The 19,348-nt window shown below is 73.0% G+C and carries 17 protein-coding genes; 11 read left to right on the top strand and 6 right to left on the bottom strand.

Translation table 11 applies throughout. The features are described from left to right. The first annotated feature begins 8 nt into the window (after positions 1 to 8). From pgsA to J4G33_RS16025, 3 genes are all read left to right on the top strand, one after another. Entirely contained in the window at positions 9 to 578 is a 570-nt protein-coding gene (pgsA, locus tag J4G33_RS16035; RefSeq protein ID WP_208056989.1) for a CDP-diacylglycerol--glycerol-3-phosphate 3-phosphatidyltransferase, read from the top strand. Positions 579 to 640: 62 nt separating this feature from the next. Then, positions 641 to 1,135, top strand: a complete 495-nt coding sequence (locus tag J4G33_RS16030; protein ID WP_208057027.1) for a CinA family protein — start codon at positions 641 to 643, stop codon at positions 1,133 to 1,135. Positions 1,136 to 1,512: 377 nt separating this feature from the next. Then, positions 1,513 to 1,854: a helix-turn-helix domain-containing protein gene (locus J4G33_RS16025; protein WP_208056988.1), complete on the top strand. Its 342-nt coding sequence runs from the start codon at positions 1,513 to 1,515 to the stop codon at positions 1,852 to 1,854. A 27-nt stretch (positions 1,855 to 1,881) separates the two neighbouring features. On the opposite strand, the gene J4G33_RS16020 is transcribed toward J4G33_RS16025, so the two are convergent. Beyond that, entirely contained in the window at positions 1,882 to 2,718 is an 837-nt protein-coding gene (locus tag J4G33_RS16020) for an Fpg/Nei family DNA glycosylase (RefSeq protein WP_208056987.1), read from the bottom strand. A 45-nt stretch (positions 2,719 to 2,763) separates the two neighbouring features. After that, positions 2,764 to 7,764 (bottom strand): Lhr family ATP-dependent helicase, encoded by a 5,001-nt coding sequence (locus J4G33_RS16015; RefSeq protein ID WP_208056986.1) that lies wholly within the window; start codon positions 7,762 to 7,764, stop codon positions 2,764 to 2,766. Positions 7,765 to 7,814: 50 nt separating this feature from the next. Between J4G33_RS16015 and J4G33_RS16010 the strand changes: the two genes are divergently transcribed. The 7 genes from J4G33_RS16010 (at position 7,815) to rny (ending at position 14,035) form a co-directional block, all read left to right on the top strand. Continuing rightward, positions 7,815 to 8,042 carry a DUF3046 domain-containing protein gene (locus J4G33_RS16010; RefSeq protein WP_208056985.1) on the top strand — a complete coding sequence of 76 codons (228 nt, stop codon included), beginning with the start codon at positions 7,815 to 7,817 and terminating at the stop codon, positions 8,040 to 8,042. 112 nt (positions 8,043 to 8,154) lie between these two features. Then, the gene (locus tag J4G33_RS16005; RefSeq protein WP_208057026.1) at positions 8,155 to 9,069 is read left to right on the top strand and encodes an ABC transporter ATP-binding protein; all 915 of its coding nucleotides are present in this window, start codon (positions 8,155 to 8,157) and stop codon (positions 9,067 to 9,069) included. Further along, positions 9,069 to 9,902: an ABC transporter permease gene (locus J4G33_RS16000; RefSeq protein ID WP_208056984.1), complete on the top strand. Its 834-nt coding sequence runs from the start codon at positions 9,069 to 9,071 to the stop codon at positions 9,900 to 9,902. The genes J4G33_RS16005 and J4G33_RS16000 overlap by 1 nt, the downstream gene beginning before the upstream one ends. Next, complete coding sequence (locus tag J4G33_RS15995; RefSeq protein ID WP_307793965.1) at positions 9,903 to 10,733, top strand: ABC transporter permease; 831 nt, start codon at positions 9,903 to 9,905, stop codon at positions 10,731 to 10,733. Between the two features lie 207 nt (positions 10,734 to 10,940). Next, positions 10,941 to 11,981: a recombinase RecA gene (gene recA, locus J4G33_RS15990; RefSeq protein ID WP_208056983.1), complete on the top strand. Its 1,041-nt coding sequence runs from the start codon at positions 10,941 to 10,943 to the stop codon at positions 11,979 to 11,981. Between the two features lie 77 nt (positions 11,982 to 12,058). Next, positions 12,059 to 12,547 (top strand): regulatory protein RecX, encoded by a 489-nt coding sequence (locus tag J4G33_RS15985; protein ID WP_307793964.1) that lies wholly within the window; start codon positions 12,059 to 12,061, stop codon positions 12,545 to 12,547. 27 nt (positions 12,548 to 12,574) lie between these two features. Continuing rightward, positions 12,575 to 14,035: a ribonuclease Y gene (gene rny, locus J4G33_RS15980; protein WP_307793963.1), complete on the top strand. Its 1,461-nt coding sequence runs from the start codon at positions 12,575 to 12,577 to the stop codon at positions 14,033 to 14,035. Positions 14,036 to 14,086: 51 nt separating this feature from the next. On the opposite strand, the gene J4G33_RS15975 is transcribed toward rny, so the two are convergent. From J4G33_RS15975 to J4G33_RS15960, 4 genes are all read right to left on the bottom strand, one after another. Continuing rightward, complete coding sequence (locus J4G33_RS15975; RefSeq protein WP_208056982.1) at positions 14,087 to 14,956, bottom strand: amino acid ABC transporter permease; 870 nt, start codon at positions 14,954 to 14,956, stop codon at positions 14,087 to 14,089. Further along, on the bottom strand, positions 14,953 to 15,603 hold the full coding sequence (locus J4G33_RS15970; RefSeq protein WP_208056981.1) for an amino acid ABC transporter permease: 651 nt from the start codon (positions 15,601 to 15,603) through the stop codon (positions 14,953 to 14,955). Before J4G33_RS15970 ends, J4G33_RS15975 begins: the two co-directional genes overlap by 4 nt. 149 nt (positions 15,604 to 15,752) lie before the next feature. Beyond that, entirely contained in the window at positions 15,753 to 16,622 is an 870-nt protein-coding gene (locus tag J4G33_RS15965) for a glutamate ABC transporter substrate-binding protein (RefSeq protein ID WP_208056980.1), read from the bottom strand. Between the two features lie 97 nt (positions 16,623 to 16,719). Further along, a complete protein-coding gene (locus tag J4G33_RS15960) occupies positions 16,720 to 17,514 on the bottom strand; it encodes an amino acid ABC transporter ATP-binding protein (protein ID WP_208056979.1) in 795 nt (264 codons plus the stop codon). A gap of 174 nt (positions 17,515 to 17,688) precedes the next feature. On the opposite strand from J4G33_RS15960, the gene miaB reads away from it, so the two are divergent. Beyond that, complete coding sequence (gene miaB, locus J4G33_RS15955) at positions 17,689 to 19,302, top strand: tRNA (N6-isopentenyl adenosine(37)-C2)-methylthiotransferase MiaB (protein WP_208056978.1); 1,614 nt, start codon at positions 17,689 to 17,691, stop codon at positions 19,300 to 19,302. Positions 19,303 to 19,348: the final 46 nt, after the last annotated feature.

Raw genomic sequence — 19,348 nt, 5'->3', positions numbered from 1 at the left:
GTTGGCCCGTGGTCGCAACAGGGACACCCGTGTGGAACCTGGCCAACGGAGTCACCGTGGCCAGGATCGGTCTTGTGCCCGTCGTGGTCGTCGCGCTCGTGCTCGACGACGGGGGAGGCGGGTGGAGGTGGGTGGCCGCGGCCCTCTTCGCCCTGGCAGCGGGGACCGACCGCCTCGACGGCTGGCTCGCGCGTCGGCTCGACCAGGTGACCGACTGGGGCAAGCTGGTCGACCCGATCGCTGACAAGCTGCTGATCGGTGGCACGCTCCTGACCCTCTCCGCCCTGGGGGACGTGCCCTGGTGGGTCACCATCGTGGTCCTGGTGCGCGAGCTCGGCATCACCGCGATGCGCTTCGCCGTGCTGCGGTACGTGGTCATCCCGGCGTCACCCGGCGGCAAGCTCAAGACGGTGCTGCAGTCCGTCGGGATCGGCCTCTTCGTCCTCCCGCTGTGGACCCTGCCGAGCGTCGTCACCGTGATCGCGTGGATCGTCCTGGTCCTGGCTGTGCTCGTCACGGTCGTGACCGGTCTCGACTACCTCCGCCGGGGCTGGCAGGTGCGCAAGGCCGCTGCATGAGCCTGGACCCCGAGCACCCGCAGCACGCGAAGGACCCGGTGCTCCCCGCTCTGGCTGCGGGGATGCCCCGGCGGGCTGTCGAGCTCCTGACCCGGCTCGGTCGGACGGTCGCCGTCGCGGAGTCCCTCACCGGCGGGGCCCTCACCGACGACCTCGTCACCGTCCCCGGGGCGTCCCGGTGCCTGCGGGGCGGGGTCGTCGCGTACGCGACCGATCTCAAGCACGAGCTCCTCGGGGTCGACGCGGGGCTGCTGAGCCGGGTCGGGCCGGTGCATCCCGACGTCGCGCGCGCCATGGCCGAGGGGGTGCGCACCCGGCTCGCGGCCGACTACGGGCTCGCGACCACGGGGGTCGCGGGCCCCGACCCGCAGGGCGGGCGACCACCGGGGACCTTCCACGTCGCGGTCGCCGGGCCCCTGGGCGTGGAGGTGCGGTCCGCCGCCCCCGCCGAGACCGAGGTCCCGGGACGGCACGAGGTCCGGGCCGCGGCCCGGGCGGCGTGCCTGGGCCTGCTGCTCGAGGCCCTCGGGCGCGAGAACCGTGAGCGAAACCGCTGACCGCAGGCCGGCGTCTGCTGCCCCGGGGCCGTCGGCGCACGCCGCCGTGCGACCTGGGCGGGCGCGGCCGGTCGGGTGAATTCCCGACGGTCCGCAGTCGGGGGCCGGACCTAGGTCCCTGGTGGCGAGCAGGTCGCGCCCCAGGTCGCAGGCCTGCTCCGTCGATCGGGAACACGTCGGGGCCAGGGATCGTTGACACCGATGTGACGACGAACAGATCCCCGCAGCGAGACGGTCGAGACGCTGTCCGCCCCGCGGGGTACGGTAGGACCCCTCACCGCCAGCGAGCAGCTGGCGGCGGGGTACGCACGTCGGGTCCCACCAGGCCGCCCCTCCCGGGGGCAGCGCTCGACGAGGCGAAGGAAGGAGGTCGACCGGTGATCGTCCTACGACGCGAGATCGGTGACGTCCTTCGTGGCGCCCGGCAGCGGCAGGGCCGCACCCTGCGCGAGGTCTCCTCGGCTGCCCGGGTGTCCCTCGGGTACCTCAGCGAGGTCGAGCGCGGCCAGAAGGAAGCGTCCTCCGAGCTCCTGGGCTCGATCTGCGACGCCCTCGACGTCCCCATGTCCGCAGTCCTGCGTGAGGTCAGCGACCGCGTGGCTGTCGCCGAGGGTCTGCTGATCCCCGACACCGTACCGGCCGACCTGGCTGCGTGCGTCGGACGCCCTGGCGGTCCGCGCTGGACCGCGGCCCGCGGGGAGCTCGCTCCCGTCGGCTGAGCACCGTCCCCGCGGCCGCCTCGTCGTTCAGGTCTTCCTGCGCGGGCGCGCGGGCGACCCGTGGGGTCCGGGCTGACAGGTCGGGCACGAGAAGACCGGCCGCTCGACCGGGGGCTGACGTGCCTGCTCGACCACGATCGGCGTGCCGCACCGGCGGCAGGGCAGGCCCTCACGCCCGTGCACCCGGCTGGTCCGTCCGCGGCTCTCGTCCCCGGTCGCCGTGGGGGTGGTCGAGGCCACGCTGCGCTCCATCAGTCGGCGTCCCGTCATGAGCAGGGTCGCCGGGTCCTCGAGCTCCTCGCACGGGGTCCAGGGCCAGATCCTGCGCACGTGCAGGGACTCCGCGACGTAGATCGTCCCGAGGCCGGCCACGACGCGTTGGTCGAGCAGGGCCTCGGCCACCGGCGTCGCTCCCTGGGCGGCCAGTCTCCGGAGCCCCTCGCCGAGGCCCGACGCCGGGAAGTCCTCCGCGAGCAGGTCAGGTCCCAGGTGGCCGATCAGACTGCTCTCCTCGCGGGTCGGCACCAGGTCCAGCATGCCGAGCCGGTGGCCGACGGCTGCCCACGCCTCGGTCACCAGCAGGGCGCGGACGTGGGGGTCTCGTCGCTGCCGCGACAGCTCGGCCGAGCCGGGACGACTCATCCGCCACGAACCCTCCATCCGCAGGTGGCTGTGCAGGGTGCGGTCTCCCTCGAGCCGCATCAGCAGGTGCTTCCCGTAGGACTGGGTGCCCAGGACCGTGAGCCCCGAGAGGTGGGCCCCCGCGAGGGTCGGCCAGCGCAGCTCGGCCTCGAGCAGCACCCGCCCGGTCAGGGCCTGGTCGAGGGTGCGCGCGGCGCGACGCAGGATGTCCCCCTCAGGCACGCCGCCCTCCAGGTCGTCGGTCCTCGCGAGGGCGTCGGCGCGCGCTCATCGTGCCTCCGGCAGGCGCAGGCCGCGTGGGGTCGTGGTCGCCCCGGCCGCGGTGAGAGCTCGTGCGAGGGGGGTCGCGAGAGTCGCACGGTCCAGCAGCTCCTCGCCGTCGAGCCGCTGCAGCACCACCCTGCCGAGCCGGCCGGTCCGGCTCGTCGCGACCAGGGCGCGGGCCGCGGCCTCGACCTGGGCCGTCGAGGTCGGGAACGAGAGCGCCGACCTCCCGCCGCGCTCCAGGTAGAGGGCGAGGTGCCCGTCGACCAGCACGACGATGCCCCCGGCCTTGCGGCCGGGGCGGTGACTGGCCGCCGACTCGGGCCACGCCAGGGCGGCCCCGTAGGGGTTGGCCGGGTCCGTGGCCGCGAGCACGGTGACGTTCTGGGGCCCCTCGTCCTCGGAGCCGGTGGCAGGGCCGTCGCGCCGGAGCTCGTCCACCGCGCCCGGCAGCGCGAACTGCGAGCCGCCGAGGTGCTCGACGAAGTACCCGCGGCGCACCTGCCCGTTCTGCTCGAGGGCCGCCAGCACGCGGTAGACGGCGCCGAACTGGGCCCCGATCCCCTCGGCCGGAGCGACGGCACGGGTCAGCACGCCGTGACGGTCGAGGAGCTGGGCGGCCAGGGCGTGGGTGCGCACCGTGGGATCGGACTCCCGGGCAGGGAGCAGGGACCAGCGCCCCCCGGTCCCGGGTTCGGAGAGCTGGGCGGCGCGCTGGGGACGCAGGGCCAGCCCGCCCATGCTCCGGCCGCGGGGCACGGCCCGTCGGGCACGGTGGGTGGTGCCTGAGGCCCGCCCGGCCCGCGGTGGCCCGCTGCCCAGCCGGCCGCGCAGGGGACCCAGGCTGTCGTTGGTGACCAGGCCGGCCCAGACCAGGTCCCAGAGCGCCTCGACCACGTCGGCCTGGCTGGTCAGTCCGACGGGTCCCGTCGTGCCCGCCTCGTGCGGGTCGGCCCGGCTCGGCTCGAGGAGCTCGCGCACCCGGGGCACGAGGGAGGTGAGGAAGTACGCACCGCCCCCCTCGAGAGCGTCGAGGAGCGCGGTGTGCAGGCGCCCGACGGCCTCGGTCCCCGGGCTCGGCTCGGCAGCGGGGGCGAGGGTCAGGTCGGCCGTCGCGGTCGGGTGGAGGCTGACGAGCCCGTCCCGGGCCGCCAGGGAGCCGTGCCCCGCCCAGAGCACCTCCCCGGCAGCCGTCAGCTCGTCGAGCATCGCCGGACGGTAGTCGGCCACCCGCGAGGGCAGGACGAGGGACTCGAGGGCCGAGGCGGGCACCGCTGCCCCGGCGAGCTGCTCGACGGCGCGGGCGAGCCCGTCGAGCCCACGCAGGCGGCCCGTTCCAGGCCGTGCGGTACCGGTGGCGGCCTGGGCCTCCAGCACCCCCTGCCAGCGGGGCAGGAAGACCCCGAGGGTCTCCTGAGGGACGGGTTCGACCTCGGCACGCAGGGCGGCCAGGGAGCGTCGGCGCAGCGTCCTGAGCACGTCCGCGTCGCAGTAGTCCTCTCCGGTGCCGCCGAGGGACCCGGGACGGATGCGCCCCGAGACGAGGACCCCCTGAGCCTCGAGGCGGTGCGCGACCTCCTGGACCACAGCCGTCCCGAGCCCGAGCCGGTCGGCGACCTGGTGGGCGGTGAAGGGGCCGTGCGTGCGGGCGTGGCGCCGGACCAGGTCGCCGAGCGGATCGGGCACCACCTCGGTGAACACCTCGGGCACGCCGACCGGCAGGGCCACCCCGAGGGCGTCCCGCAGCCGACCGGCGTCCTCGATGGTCGCCCAGTGGTCCTCGCGGGCGGCCGGCCCGCCGATCCTGACGCGCAGCAGCCGACGTTGGTCGACCAGCTCCTCGAGCCAGGCCGGGACCTGCTCGTGCGCCTCGGCGCGGGTCCGGGCGAGGACCTCCGGGGTGCTCAGCGGGCCGTGCCGGCGCACGACGTCGACCACCCCCTCGCGATCCTTGGCCTGTCGCTGCGGTGCGACGCCCATGACCTCGGCCTCGGTGCGTTCGACGGCCTCGGGGTCGAGGAGGTCGGCCAGCTGCGAGGCTCCCTGCTGTCCGAGCAGCTCGGCGAGCAGGGTCGGGTCCAGGGTCAGGGCGGCGGCGCGTCGCTCGGCGAGCGGTGCGTCGCCGTCGTAGAGGAACTGGGCGGTGTAGCCGAACAGCAGGGACTGCGCGAACGGGGACGGCGTGGGGGTGCTGACCTCGACCACGCGGATCCGTCGTGCTGCGACGTCCCGCATGAGCTCGGTCAGGGCCGCGACGTCGAAGTCGTCCTGGAGGCACTCTCGCGCGGCCTCGAGGAGGATCGGGAAGTCGGGGTACCGCGAGGCGACGCCGAGGAGCTGGGCCGAGCGCTGACGCTGCTGCCACAGCGGCTGCCGGCGGTCGGGGCGCCGACGAGGGAGGAGCAGGGCCCGCGCAGCGGCCTCGCGGAACCGCGCCGCGAAGAGGGCCGAGCCGCCGAGCTCGGAGCGCACGGCCTCGGCCACCTCGTCGGGCTCGATCATGATGTCCGCGAGGTCGACGACCCCGGAGTCCTCGGGCTCGACCCAGCGGCCGGTCTCCGCGTCCCACCGTCCGCTCGCCACGGTGTCGGGGAGCCTGAGGACGATGCCGTCGTCCGCGTGCAGCGCGGCGGCGTCCAGCCCGTGCCGCTCGCGCAGGCGGGCGGCCACCACCAGCGCCCAGGGGGCGTGCACCCGGGCGCCGTAGGGGGAGTGGATCACCACGCGCCAGTCACCGACCTCGTCGCGGAAGCGCTCGACGAGGATCGTGCGGTCGTCCGGGACGTGCCCGGTCGCCTCGCGCTGCTCGTCGAGGTAGGCGAGGAGGTTGTCGGTCGCCCACGCGTCGAGCCCTCCTCGGCTCACGGTCTGGCGTGCCTCGGCGGCGGGGGCTGCGACCACCTCCCGGACCCACCGGCCGATCTCGCGTCCCAGCTCGGCCGGCCGGCCGGGGGAGTCCCCCTTCCAGAACGGGAGGCGTCCAGGGACCCCGGGGGCGGGGGTGACGAGCACCCGGTCGTGGGTGATGTCCTCGATCCGCCAGGTGCTCGACCCGAGGGTGAAGGTGTCCCCGACCCGGGACTCGTAGACCATCTCCTCGTCGAGCTCCCCGACCCGGCGACCTCCGCGCTGGCGGGGCTGCTCGGCGCCGTCGGTGGTGTCGTCGTCGCTCGCCGCCCCGGTGGCGAGGAACACGCCGTAGAGCCCCCGGTCGGGAATGGTGCCGCCGCTGGTCACGGCGAGGCGCAGGGCGCCGGGTCGTCCGGTGAGCAGGTCGGTGGCACGGTCCCACACCACGCGGGGGCGCAGCTCGGCGAACTCCTCGCTCGGATATCGACCCGCGAGCATGTCGAGCACGGCGTGGAGCGTCGCCTCGCCGAGCTCGCGGAAGGGGGCGGCCCGGCGCACGACGGCGGCCAGGTCCGCGACGGTCCAGTCGTCCACCGCGACCATCGCGACGACCTGCTGGGCGAGCACGTCCAGGGGTGTGGTGGGGACGGTCAGGTGCTCGATCTGCCCGGTCCGCATCCGGTCGGCGATGACCGCGGCCGGGACCAGCTCACCGCGGAAGGCGGGGAAGACGACCCCGTGGGAGACCGCCCCCACCTGGTGCCCGGCCCGCCCGATGCGCTGGAGCCCGGAGGCCACCGAGGGTGGCGCACCCACCTGGATCACGAGGTCGACCGCCCCCATGTCGATCCCGAGCTCGAGGGAGGAGGTCGCCACCACGGCCGGGAGCTCGCCGGCCTTGAGCTCGCTCTCGGTGCGGGTCCGTTCGGCACGGCTCATCGACCCGTGGTGCGCCCGAGCCAGGACGGTCCGGGGGTCGCTGGTGTCGATGCCCACGGACACCCCGGACTGCGCCTGCACCTGCGCGGGGTTGAGCGCCCCGGGGTCGGGCAGGTCCAGGCCCTGTCTCTCGGCCCAGACCTCGTTCATCCGGGAGGTCAACCGCTCGGCCCCGCGCCGGGAGTTGGTGAAGACGAGGGTCGAGCGGTGCGAGGCGACCAGGTCGACGACTCGCTCCTCGACGTGCGGCCAGATCGAGGGCCGGCGCGGGGAGGCGGCGGCGGACCCGGTGAGATCGGGGGGCGGGGGGCCGGTGTCCTCCTGCTCGACGGGGCCAGAAGGCGCCTCGCCCGGGGCTGGTCCCTGGCCTGGTCGCGCCCCCGAACCCGAGCCCGATCCAGGACGGGGCAGGCCACCGGCCGTGGTGAGGTCGGTCAGGTCGGGCACCGGGACGACGACGTCGACCTCGACCTGCTTGGGGGAGCCAGGCTGCACGACCACGACCTCACGACCGCGGTCCTCCCTCGTCCGGGCCCCCGCCAGGAACCCCGCGACGGTGTCGACCGGGCGGACCGTGGCCGACAGCCCGACCCGCTGGGCAGGGCCTCCGTGGTCCTCGAGGAGGGCATCGAGCCGCTCGAGGCTGACCGCCAGGTGGGCGCCACGCTTGGTCCCGGCGAGGGCGTGGATCTCGTCGAGGATCACGGTGTGGACCCCGGCGAGGCCGGCGCGTGCGCTCGAGGTGAGGACGAGGAAGAGCGACTCGGGGGTCGTGATGAGCACGTCCGGCGGACGCACCCCGAAGGCCCTGCGCTCCGAGGGTGGGGTGTCGCCGGTGCGGACCCCGACCGTGACGTCGTGGAAGGGCCTGCCCAGGCGGGTCGCCGCCTGCCGCACCCCGACCAGGGGCGAACGGAGGTTGCGCTCGACGTCGGTCGCGAGCGCCTTGAGGGGGGAGACGTAGAGCACGCGGCACCGCGCGACAGGCTCCTCGGGCGCCGGTTCGCTCATCAGCCGGTCCAGGGCCCACAGGAAGGCCGCGAGCGTCTTGCCGGACCCGGTCGGGGCGACGACCAGCGCGTGCTGGCCCGCGTCGATCGCGCGCCAGGCGCCCGCCTGGGCCGCGGTGGGCGCCTCGAACGCCCCCGAGAACCACGCCCTCGTCGGCTCCGAGAACCCCGCGAGCGGATCCTGCGGGGGGTGGGTGGCGGTCACCGGCCCATTGTGGCGGGCGGGACCGACATCCGCTGTGGCAGGCTGCCGGGATGCGGTACAGCGAGTTCTGGGAGCTGGTCGACGAGGTCTTCGGACCGCAGGTCGGCCGCAGCCTGGCGGCCGACCAGGTGCTCGGCGCCCTCGGCGACCGGACGAGCCGGGAGGCCCTCGACCAGGGTGAGGACCCGCGCTCGGTGTGGCGCGCCCTGTGCGATGCCATGGACGTGCCCGAGCAGGACCGCTGGGGCAGCGACCAGCGACGCCCGGCCCGCCGCTGACGGGGTGGGTGTCGACCGGTCGCGGTAGCGTCGCGCCGTGCCCGTCGAACCGCCCCAGGTGCCCGCCGACCCGACCGGGTCCCCGACCCGAGGGTCCGCGGACCACGAGCCCATGATCCGCGCACGAGGCCTCGTGAAGGCCTTCGACGACTTCACCGCGGTCGACGGCATCGACGTCGAGGTGCGTCCGGGGGAGGCCTTCGGGTTCCTCGGGCCCAACGGCGCCGGCAAGTCCTCGACGATGCGGATGATCGGCTGCGTGTCCCCGCCGACGGCGGGGGAGCTGACCGTCCTCGGCATGGACCCCCGCACCGACGGGCCGCGCATCCGTGCCGGGCTGGGGGTGGTCCCGCAGCGGGACAGCCTCGACGAGGAGCTCACGGTCGAGGAGAACATCTGGGTCTACGGACGCTACTTCGGTCTCCCGCGGCGTCTGGTGCGCGAGCGCGCCGCCGAGCTCCTCGAGTTCGCCCAGCTGACCGACCGGGCGAGGTCCGTGGTCGAGCCGCTGTCCGGCGGGATGAAGCGTCGTCTGACGATCGCCCGCGCTCTGGTGAACTCACCGCGCATCCTGCTCCTCGACGAGCCGACCACCGGGCTCGACCCCCAGGCCCGGCACGTGCTCTGGGACCGCCTGTTCCGCCTCAAGCGCGAGGGGGTCACGCTCGTGCTGACCACCCACTACATGGACGAGGCCGAGCAGCTCTGCGACCGCCTGGTGGTGATGGACCACGGTCGGATCGTGGCCGAGGGCTCGCCGTCGGCCCTGATCGCCCAGCACTCGACCCGTGAGGTGCTCGAGCTGCGCTTCGACACGGCGGACCACGCGGCTCACCTCGGGGGGGTCGAGGGGGTCGCGGACCGGGTCGAGGTCCTTCCCGACCGTCTCCTGCTCTACACGCCCGACGGCGAGGCGGCGCAGTCCGAGCTCCACCGCCGCGGTCTCGAGCCGCTCTCGGCCCTGGTGCGCCGCTCGACCCTCGAGGACGTCTTCCTGCACCTCACCGGCCGGACACTGGTCGACTGATGGCGGGCACCGGGACGACGAGCGGGCGGGTCGCCCCGGGGGCGGACGGGGGGACCGCACCGCTCACCGGGGGCTGGCAGGCCGTCACGGCGCACTGGCTCGCGAAGTACCGCCGGGTCTGGTTCGGCACGGCGATCACGAGCTTCCTCTCACCGTTGCTGTACCTCGCCGGCATGGGGTACGGCCTCGGCATGCTGGTCGACCGTGGTGCCGGCGGGATCGACGGGGTGCCCTACGTCGTCTTCGTCGCCCCGGGGGTGCTCGCGGCCACGACCCTGCAGGTCGCCGCGGGGGAGACCACCTTCTCGGTCATGGGCTCGATCAAGTGGGACCGGACCTACCACGGCATGCTCGCCACCCCGCTCGGAGTGCGCGACGTGGTGACGGGTCACCTGGCCTACGTGCTCGTCCGCCTGACCATGGCAGCGGTGGTGTTCTTCGGCGTCGCGGCGGCCCTCGGGACGGTGCGGTCGTGGTGGGGTCTGCTGGCCGTCCCGGTGGCCGTCCTGGGCGGGCTGGCCTTCGCCTCGTGCTGCTACGCGTACTCGGCGAGCCTGACCAACGACCGTGGGCTGGCCCTGATGTTCCGCTTCGTGGTCATGCCCATGACCCTCTTCTCGGGCACGTTCTTCCCGATCGAGCAGCTCCCGGGCTGGCTCCAGCCGGTGGCCTGGCTGACGCCGCTGTGGCACGCGGTCGACGCCTCGCGGACCCTCGTCCTCGGGACGGCGGACCCGGGCGGGGTCCTCCTGCACGTCGGGTACCTCGCGCTGTGGGCGGCCGGGGGCTACCTGGCCGCGGTCCGCGTGCTGCACCGCCGGATGGTGGTCTGAGTGGCCGCCCCGGACCAGGGCCGCGTGGCGGCCGCCGGTCGGCTGGCGCGCGCCGTCCCGATCCCTGCGGGGGCCGGCATGGCGCGGATGCTCGTCGAGCGCAACTACCGGTCCTTCCGCCGGACCTGGGTGATCATCGCCTCGGGGTTCTTCGAGCCGGTCTTCTTCCTCTTCGCGATGGGGGTGGGGATCGGCAGCCTGGTGGGGGACGTCGAGACCGAGGGCAGGCTCGTGCCGTACGTGGTCTTCGTCGCGCCCGCCCTGCTCGCGGCCTCGGCCATGAACGGAGCTGTCTTCGACTCGACCACCAACGTCTTCTTCAAGCTCAAGTACGCCAAGCTGTACGACTCGGTCCTCGCCACCCCGCTCGGCCCGCGGGACGTCGCGCTGGGCGAGATCGCCTGGGCCCTGCTGCGCGGCCTCGTCTACTCGGCGGCCTTCCTCGCGGTCGCGGCCCTCGCGGGCGCGGTCACCTCACCCCTCGCCCTCCTGGCGGTCCCCGCCGCGACGCTCATCGGGTGGGCCTTCGCCTCGATCGGCATGGCCGCGACCACCTACATGCGCACCTGGGCGGACTTCGACTACGTGCAGCTCGCGATCCTGCCCATGTTCCTGTTCTCGGCCACCTTCTTCCCGCTCGAGACCTACCCCGCGGCCCTGCAGGGGGTCGTCCAGGCCACGCCGCTGTTCCACGGCGTGGCGATGGTCCGGGACCTCATGCTCGGCCAGGTCGGTCCGGATCTCCTGGTGCACGTCGCGTACCTGGTCGTCCTCGGTCTGGTGGGTACGGCGTGGACCGCGCGCCGCATCGAGCGCCTCCTGCTGCGGTGACCGGCGTGTCGTCGGTCCGGCGTCGAGATCGAACACCTGTTCGGCTACAGTCGTGCACAGGCGTCCTGGCACCGCGGGGATCCCCAGGGTCAGCGGCACCTCGAGATGGATGTCGGTGGCCGGGCGTAGCGTCACCGCACGACACGCAGACCTGAACGACAGACCGAGAACCGGGTGGCACGCCGCCCACGAGCACCGAGGTGACACATGCCCGCTCCCGCAGACCGCTCCAAGGCCCTTGAGGCCGCGCTGGGCCAGATCGACCGCCAGTTCGGCAAGGGCTCGATCATGCGCCTGGGAGACGACGGGCGCGCCCCTGTCGAGGTGATCCCGACCGGTTCGATCGCCGTGGACATCGCCCTCGGCATCGGAGGCCTGCCGCGGGGCAGGGTGGTCGAGATCTACGGCCCTGAGTCCTCCGGCAAGACGACGCTGGCGTTGCACGCCGTGGCGAACGCGCAGAAGGCCGGGGGCATCGCGGCCTTCATCGACGCCGAGCACGCCCTCGACCCGGAGTACGCCAAGAAGCTCGGGGTCGACACCGACGCACTGCTGGTGTCCCAGCCCGACACCGGTGAGCAGGCCCTCGAGATCATGGACATGCTGATCCGGTCGGGAGCCATCGACATCGTCGTCATCGACTCGGTCGCGGCCCTCGTGCCCAAGGCCGAGATCGAGGGCGAGATGGGCGACAGCCACGTCGGCCTCCAGGCTCGGCTGATGTCCCAGGCGCTGCGCAAGATCGCCGGGGCGCTGAGCCAGTCGGGCACGACCGCGATCTTCATCAACCAGCTGCGCGAGAAGATCGGTGTCTTCTTCGGCTCGCCCGAGACGACGACCGGTGGCAAGGCCCTCAAGTTCTACGCCTCGGTGCGGCTGGACATCCGGCGCATCGAGACCCTCAAGGAGGGGACCGACGCGGTCGGGAACCGGACACGGGTCAAGGTCGTCAAGAACAAGATGGCGCCGCCTTTCAAGCAGGCCGAGTTCGACATCCTCTACGGGGTCGGCATCTCGCGAGAGGGCGGGCTGATCGACCTCGGTGTGGAGCACGGATTCATCCGAAAGTCCGGGGCCTGGTACACGTACGAGGGGGACCAGCTCGGGCAGGGCAAGGAGAACGCTCGGGGCTTCCTGCGCGACAACCCTGACCTGGCGGACGAGGTCGAGAAGAAGATCAAGGAGAAGCTGGGCATCGGCGCCCAGGTCGACGCTCCTGCGGACCCGGCAGGTGGTGTCGACTTCTGAGCCCGCGGTCGAGGTCGGCGGCCGAGCCCCCTGAGGAGGGGGCGGCGGCCGTCGACCCAGAGCCCGAGGCCGAGTCGGTGGCCCGTGCGATCCTGCTGCGCCAGCTCGCCGGGGCGCCACGCAGCAGGCACCAGCTTGCCCAGGCCCTCGCTCGCAAGGGCGTCGAGGAGGGCCTCGCCGACCGCCTGCTCGATCGCTTCACCGAGGTCGGACTGATCGATGATGCGGAGTACGCCCAGATGCTCGTCCGCAGCCAGCGGGAGTCGCGAGGGCTCGCGCGCCGGGCGCTCGCCCAGGAGCTCCGGCGCAAGGGGATCGAGGACGAGCACGCCCAGGAGGCTCTCGCGACGGTCGACGACGAGGCCGAGGAGGAGAGCGCGCGGAGGCTGCTAGAGCGCCGCTGGCGGTCGAGCACCGGGCTGGCCCCCGAGGTCAAGGCGCGTCGAGCGGTCGCCATGCTCGCGCGCAAGGGGTACGGGCCGGGCCTCGCCTCGCGCCTGATCCGCGAGTTGGTGGACGCCGAGGCTGCCGAGGCGTGGGATTCTGGGTCCCCGGTGGGCGACTGAGCCGACCAGGTCCTGGAAGGAGCGACGGTGGGTGAGGTCGCGATCGTTGTCGTGCTGCTCATGGCGTGCCTGGTCGCCCTGCTGCTGGTGCTCCTGGCCCGGCGCGAGGCCGCTGCGACGCGATCACGGGCCGAGGCCGACGTCGCTGCGATCAAGGACGAGGCCCGCAGCCTCGTCGCGGAGGCTCAACGACGCGAAGAGCGTCTGACCCTGCGGGAGCAGGAGCTGGGACGCGAGCGCCAGGAGGTGCGCGAGCTCGAGGCGTCCGCGAGCCGCCGGCTCGCCGAGGCTGAGGCAGAGGCGGCCGCGCTGAGGCAGGCCGCCGCCGCCGCCCGTGACGAGGCCGATGCCGCGTTGGCCGTGATCGGCGGTCTCTCGGCGACGGAGGCCCGCGCCGAGCAGGTGGCGCGGATGGTCGCGGCAGCCAAGAACGAGGCAGCGACACAGGTACGTCGCGTCGAGGCGAAGGCTCGCCGTTCCGCCGACGAACGGGCCCGACGGATCGTCGCCACGGCCGTCCAGCGCGTTGCCGGCCCGACGAGCGCCCAGACGGTGGTCACCACCCTCCCGCTGCCGGCCGAGGAGATGAAGGGCCGGATCATCGGCAAGGAGGGTCGCAACATCCGGACCTTCGAGGCCCTGACCGGAGTCAACGTCATCGTGGACGACACCCCCGGCACGGTGATGCTGTCCAGCTTCGACGCCGAGCGCCGCGAGGTCGCGGCGGTGGCCCTCGCCGACCTCATGGCCGACGGACGCATCCATCCGCAGCGCATCGAGATCGCCTATGCCCACGCCGTCGAGGGGGCCGTCGAGAGGTCCGTGGCGGCGGGGCACGAGGCGGCCGAGAGAGCCGGGGTCAGCGGTCTGCACCCCGAGCTCGTCGAGACCCTGGGGCGGCTCCGGCTGCGGACCAGCTATGGCCAGAACGTCCTGGCGCACCTCGTGGAGAGTGCCCAGATCGCCGCGTCGATGGCCGCCGAGATGGGGGCCGACGTCGAGCTCGCCCGGCGCGGGGCCTTCCTGCACGACGTGGGCAAGGCCCTGACTGCCGAGCTCGGGGGGACGCATGCGCTCGTCGGTGCTGACCTGGCGCGCCGCGTCGGAGAGGCCCCGGCCGTGGTCAACGCCATCGCGGCCCACCACGACGAGGTGCCTCCCGAGACTCTCGAGGCCGTGCTGGTCCAGGCTGCCGACGCCTGCTCGGCCGCCCGACCGGGCGCTCGGCGCGAGGAGCTCGACCAGTACATCGAGCGGATGGACACCCTCGAGGCCCTCGTGGTGGCTCACTCGGGGGTGCGCCGAGCCGTGGCGATGTCGGCCGGGCGCGAGGTCCGGGTCGTCGTCGAGCCCACCGAGGTCGACGACGCCGCCATGGCGGGCCTCGCCGAGACCATTGCCAGGCACATCGAGAAGGACCTCAGCTACCCGGGGGAGATCACCGTCACGGCCATCCGGGAGATCCGCGCGAGCGCGACCGCCGGCTGAGCTCAGGCTTCCGCACGAAGGCGCCCGCCACGCATCACGGTCGAGCCGGCGTCACGAGATGTCCCCGACCCCCGCAGGCAGGCCGGCGGTCGCTGGCTTCGCGGCTCTGGGGGTCCGCTTGGTGGGTCCGCGCTGCAGCCGCATCGCGAGGCGGGAGAGGGAGATGTTGACGACGAGGTAGATCCCCGCCCCCACCACGAAGAGGGCGATGTAGTAGGCGTTGCCGAAGTACTGCCCGTTGTTCTGGATCGACCGCAGGAGCTCGGCGTAGCCCACGATGTAGCCCAGCGAGGAGTCCTTGAGCAGGACGACGAGCTGGGCGATGAGGCTCGGCAGCATGGTCCGGACAGCCTGGGGCAGCAGGACGGTGAACAAGGTCTGCGACTTCGAGAGCCCGACGGCGTACGCCGCCTCCGCCTGGCCTCGGGGGAGGGAGGCGAGCCCCGCTCGCAGGATCTCGGCGATGATGGCCATGTTGTAGACCGTCAGCCCGAAGACCACCGCGGCGAAGGCGCTCCAGCCGAAGCCGAGGGAGCCGAGAAACATCATCAGCAGGACGGGCAGGCCGCGGAAGAGCTCGATGATCACGATCGCGGGGGCGCGCACCCACCAGCGGCGGGCGGTGCGCCACACAGCGAGCACGAGGCCGAGGACCAGCGCGAGGGGGGCCGCGACCACCGCGGCCCGGAGGGTGGCGCCGAGGCCGTACACGAGCATCGACGTCCAGACGTCGGCGGCGGTCTGACCCTTCGGGGGGTCGAACAGGACGTCCCACCGGTCGATGCCGAACACACCCCGACCGTGGGCGTAGTAGGCCGCGAGCGCGACGAGCCCCAGCAGCACCGCGCCACCGATCACGGAGCCCCAGCGCTCGCGCCGGCGTGCGACCGGCCCGGGGGCGTCATAGAGGACGGAGCTCATCGGCTGAACGCCACCTTTCGCTCGACGGTGCTGGCGATGGCGCCGAGCGGGATCGTGATGGCCAGGTAGAACAGCGCGACGCCGAGCAGGACGACCACCGCGTCACCGGGGTTTCCCTGCGAGATCCGCCGACCGCTGCCGACCAGCTCGACGACGGCGAAGCCCGCAGCCACCGAGGTGTTCTTGGTCAGGGCGATGAAGACGTTGATCATCGGCGGGACCACCGAGCGCAGGGCCTGGGGCAGGATGACGTTGCCCAGGCTCTGGCCGAAGGTGAGCCCGATGGCACGCGAGGCCTCGGCCTGACCGACCCCCACGCTGTTGATGCCCGAGCGAACCGCCTCGGCGACGAAGGCCGCGGTGTACGTGGAGAGGCAGATCACCGCCGTCCAGAACCCGAGCGGTGCGATGATCCCGAACTGGGGGGCCACCAGGATCATGAAGAAGAAGACCAGCGTGAGCGGAGTGTTGCGCAGCAGCTCGACGTAGGTGGCGGCGAGGCCGCGCAACGGACGGATCGGCGAGACGCGCAGCGCGGCGAGGACCAGTCCCAGGGCCAGCGAGATCGCCCCCGAGTAGAGGGTCAGGCGCAACGTCACCTGGAATCCGGCCCAGTAGGACGGCATGTTGTCGACGAGCACGTCCACGCCGGTGGTCCCCTTCGTTCGGGTGCGGCGATGCGCACGGTGGTGGTGTCGGAGGCGGGGGGGGGGGGCCGGGGGGGGGGGGGGCGCGGCCCGGGGCCGGGCCCCCCCCGCCCGGTGGGTCGAGCCCGTTCGGTCGGACTCAGCCGCGATCAGTACCGGTCGACGGCGGGGGGCTCGGGGGTCGGCAGCACCGTGCCCGCCGTGTTCTCCCAGGCGGCGGTCCAGCTGCCGTCCTCGTACATCTCCTCGAGGGCGTCGTTGATCCAGTCGCGGAACTCGTCGTCCTCGAGGGCCAGGCCGATGCCGTAGGGCTCCTCGGTGAAGGGCTCGCCCCGGACCTCGAGGTCGTCGCTCTCGGCGGCGAAGCCCGCCAGGATCACGTTGTCCGTGCTCACCGCGTCGACCTGGCCGTTGCGCAGCGGCTCGAGGCACTCGGAGTAGGCGCCGAAGGGGACGACCTCGGCCTCGGGGAAGCTCTCGAGGAGGTTCGCCTCGGGGGTCGAGCCGGACACGGTGCAGACCCGGGCACCGTCCAGGTCCTCAGGTCCCTGGATGTCCTCGTTGTCGGCGAGGGTGAGGATCGACTGGCCCGCCTCGTAGTACGGGCCGGCGAAGGAGATGATCTCCTTGCGCTCGTCGTTGATCGTGTAGGTCGCGACGACGAGGTCGACCTCACCGGACTCGATGAACGGCTCGCGGTTGGCCGAGATCGTCTCGACCCACTGGATGTCCTCCGCGGTGATGCCGAGCTTGCCCGCGATCATCGTGGCGATCTCGACGTCGAAGCCCTCGGGAACGCCGTTCGGTCCGACGAGGCCGAAGAGCGGCTGGTCGAACTTGGTGCCGATGGTGATCGAGCCGGCCTCGGCGAGGGTCGCCATGGTCGACCCCTCCGGGAAGTCCGCGGTCTCGCTCGGCTCGTCGGTCCCTGCGTCGGGCTCCTCGGCGTCCGAGCTGCAGGCTGTCAGTGCGAGCGTGGCCGCGGCGAGTGCCGCGACGGCTCCGAATCGTGAACGCATGGGCGTGTCCCCTTCCGTGTGCTGTCCCGCCGGGTGCAGCGGTGACAGGTCTGTCGCGGCGGCCATCGTGGCCGCCCGTGCTGGTCGATCTGTCCGGTCAGTGGGTGAGGATCTTGGACAGGAAGTCCTGGGCGCGCTCGCTCTCGGGCGTGGTGAAGAAGGTCTCGGGCTCGGCCTCCTCGACGACCTGGCCGCCGTCCATGAACACCACACGGTGGGCGGCCTTCCTCGCGAAGCCCATCTCGTGGGTGACGACGATCATGGTCATCCCCTCCGCCGCGAGGGAGACCATGACGTCGAGGACCTCGTTGATCATCTCCGGGTCGAGGGCCGAGGTCGGCTCGTCGAACAGCATGACCTTGGGCTTCATCGCGAGGGCACGGGCGATCGCGACGCGCTGCTGCTGACCTCCCGAGAGCTGGGCGGGGAGCTTGTCGGCCTGGTTCGCGACGCCGACGCGCTCGAGCAGCTGCATCGCGAGCGCCTTGGCCTCGGACTTCTTGAGCCCCTTGGCCTTGATCGGCCCGAGGGTGACGTTCTCGAGGACGGTCTTGTGCGCGAAGAGGTTGAAGGACTGGAAGACCATGCCGACGTCGGCGCGCATGCGGGCCAGCGCCTTGCCCTCGGCCGGGACCGGGACGCCGTCGATCGTGATGGTGCCGGTGTCGATCGTCTCGAGCCGGTTGATCGAGCGGCACAAGGTCGACTTGCCCGATCCCGAGGGCCCGATCACGACGACCACCTCGCCGCGGTGCACGGTCAGGTCGATGTCCTGCAGGACGTGCAACGCACCGAAGTGCTTGTTGACCTTGTCGAGGACGACGAGCGGGGCGCCGAGCTCGCTCCGGTCGGGGACGCCGGCGTCCGAGGGAAGTGCACGATCGTGAGCCATGGTGCTGACCGTAGAGGGCGCATGTTTCGCGAGCCAGCCCACACGGTCACAAATCGGCAACGACCAGGAAAAGAACCTTCCGACAACATCCGCCCCTCCCTGGACACCTCGCGCCGCCGTCCTGAGGCCGCAGCCTGCTCCGCCGGGGGCGCGCGAGCCGTACCCTTGGTCCTGATGTCAACGACCCTCACGCCTCCGCGCACCTACGTGGTCCGCACCCTGGGCTGCCAGATGAACGTCCACGACTCCGAGCACATGGCTGGGATGCTCGAGGGGGCCGGCTACGTCCCTGCCGCCCCCGAGGACGCCGCGGCCTCGCGCGCCGACGTCGTGGTCATCAACACCTGCGCTGTGCGCGAGAACGCCGCCAGCAGGCTGTACGGCAACCTCGGGCAGCTCGCTGCGGTCAAGAACACCCGGCCCGGCATGCAGATCGCGGTCGGCGGGTGCCTGGCGCAGAAGGACCGTTCCGGCATCGTCGAGCGGGCGCCCTGGGTGGACGTCGTCTTCGGCACCCACAACCTGGACGTGCTCCCGGTCCTCCTGGACCGTGCGCGGCACAACAGCGAGGCCCAGGTCGAGATCGCGGAGTCGCTCCAGGTCTTCCCCTCGACGCTGCCCACCCGCCGGGAGTCGGTCTACGCGGGGTGGGTCTCGATCTCGGTGGGCTGCAACAACACCTGCACCTTCTGCATCGTCCCGCACCTGCGCGGCAAGGAGCGCGACCGTCGCCCGGGCGAGATCCTCGCCGAGGTCGAGGCTCTGGTGGCCGACGGGGCGATCGAGGTGACCTTGCTCGGTCAGAACGTCAACAGCTACGGCGTGGAGTTCGGCGACCGGGGGGCCTTCGCCAAGCTGCTCCGCGCGGTGGGTGCCGTCCCGGGCCTGGAGCGGGTGCGCTTCACCTCGCCGCACCCCGCCTCCTTCACCGACGACGTGATCGCTGCGATGGCCGAGACCCCCACCGTCATGCCCCAGCTGCACATGCCCCTGCAGTCGGGGTCGGACCGCATCCTGCGCGCCATGCGGCGCTCGTACCGCTCGGAGAAGTTCCTCGGCATCCTCGACCGGGTGCGCGCGGCGATGCCCGAGGCCGCGATCACCACGGACATCATCGTGGGCTTCCCCGGGGAGACCGAGGAGGACTTCGCCGGGACCCTGCGCGTGGTCGAGGCCGCGCGGTTCTCCTCGGCCTTCACCTTCCAGTACTCGCCCCGGCCCGGCACCCCCGCCGCTGACCTGCCCGACCAGCTCCCCAAGGAGGTCGTGCAGGAGCGCTACCTGCGTCTGACGGCGCTCCAGGAGCGCATCTCGACCGAGGAGAACGCCCGCCAGGTGGGTCGCACGGTCGAGGTGCTCGTCATCGAGGGGGAGGGCCGCAAGGACGGCGCGACCCATCGCGTGACGGGCCGGGCCGCGGACAACCGGCTCGTCCACCTCGCCGAGCCCCTCTCGGTCAGCGCGGCGACGTCGAGGGCCGACGTCGTCGCCCGGGAGGCAGCAGCCTCGGGCGGCGCCGCGCCCGATCCCCGCAGCGCGGCGGACCTCGACCCCGACCGCGCGCGCCCCGGCGACCTGGTGACGGTCCGCGTGACCAGGTCGGCCCCGCACCACCTCGAGGCCGACTCGGCCCTCGACGGGGGCCCGTACCTCGTGCGGCGGACCCGGGCCGGCGACGCCTGGGCCCGGGCCGAGCGCGCCAAGGGCGGCGAGCAGGACCACGGCCACGGGTCGGCCTCCGCCACCAGCGGTCCCGTGCTCCTCGGGGTGCCGACCCTGCGCCCCTGAGCCCGCCGGGCGCTCGGCTGCTGGCCGGCACCCTCTCAGCGCGTGA

The sequence above is a fragment of the Actinotalea soli genome, assembly GCF_017565425.1.
In the GTDB taxonomy this organism is placed as follows: Bacteria; Actinomycetota; Actinomycetes; order Actinomycetales; family Cellulomonadaceae; genus Actinotalea; species Actinotalea soli.
Note: the sequence above shows the minus strand (reverse complement) of the source record. Positions and strands in the feature narration are given on the sequence as shown.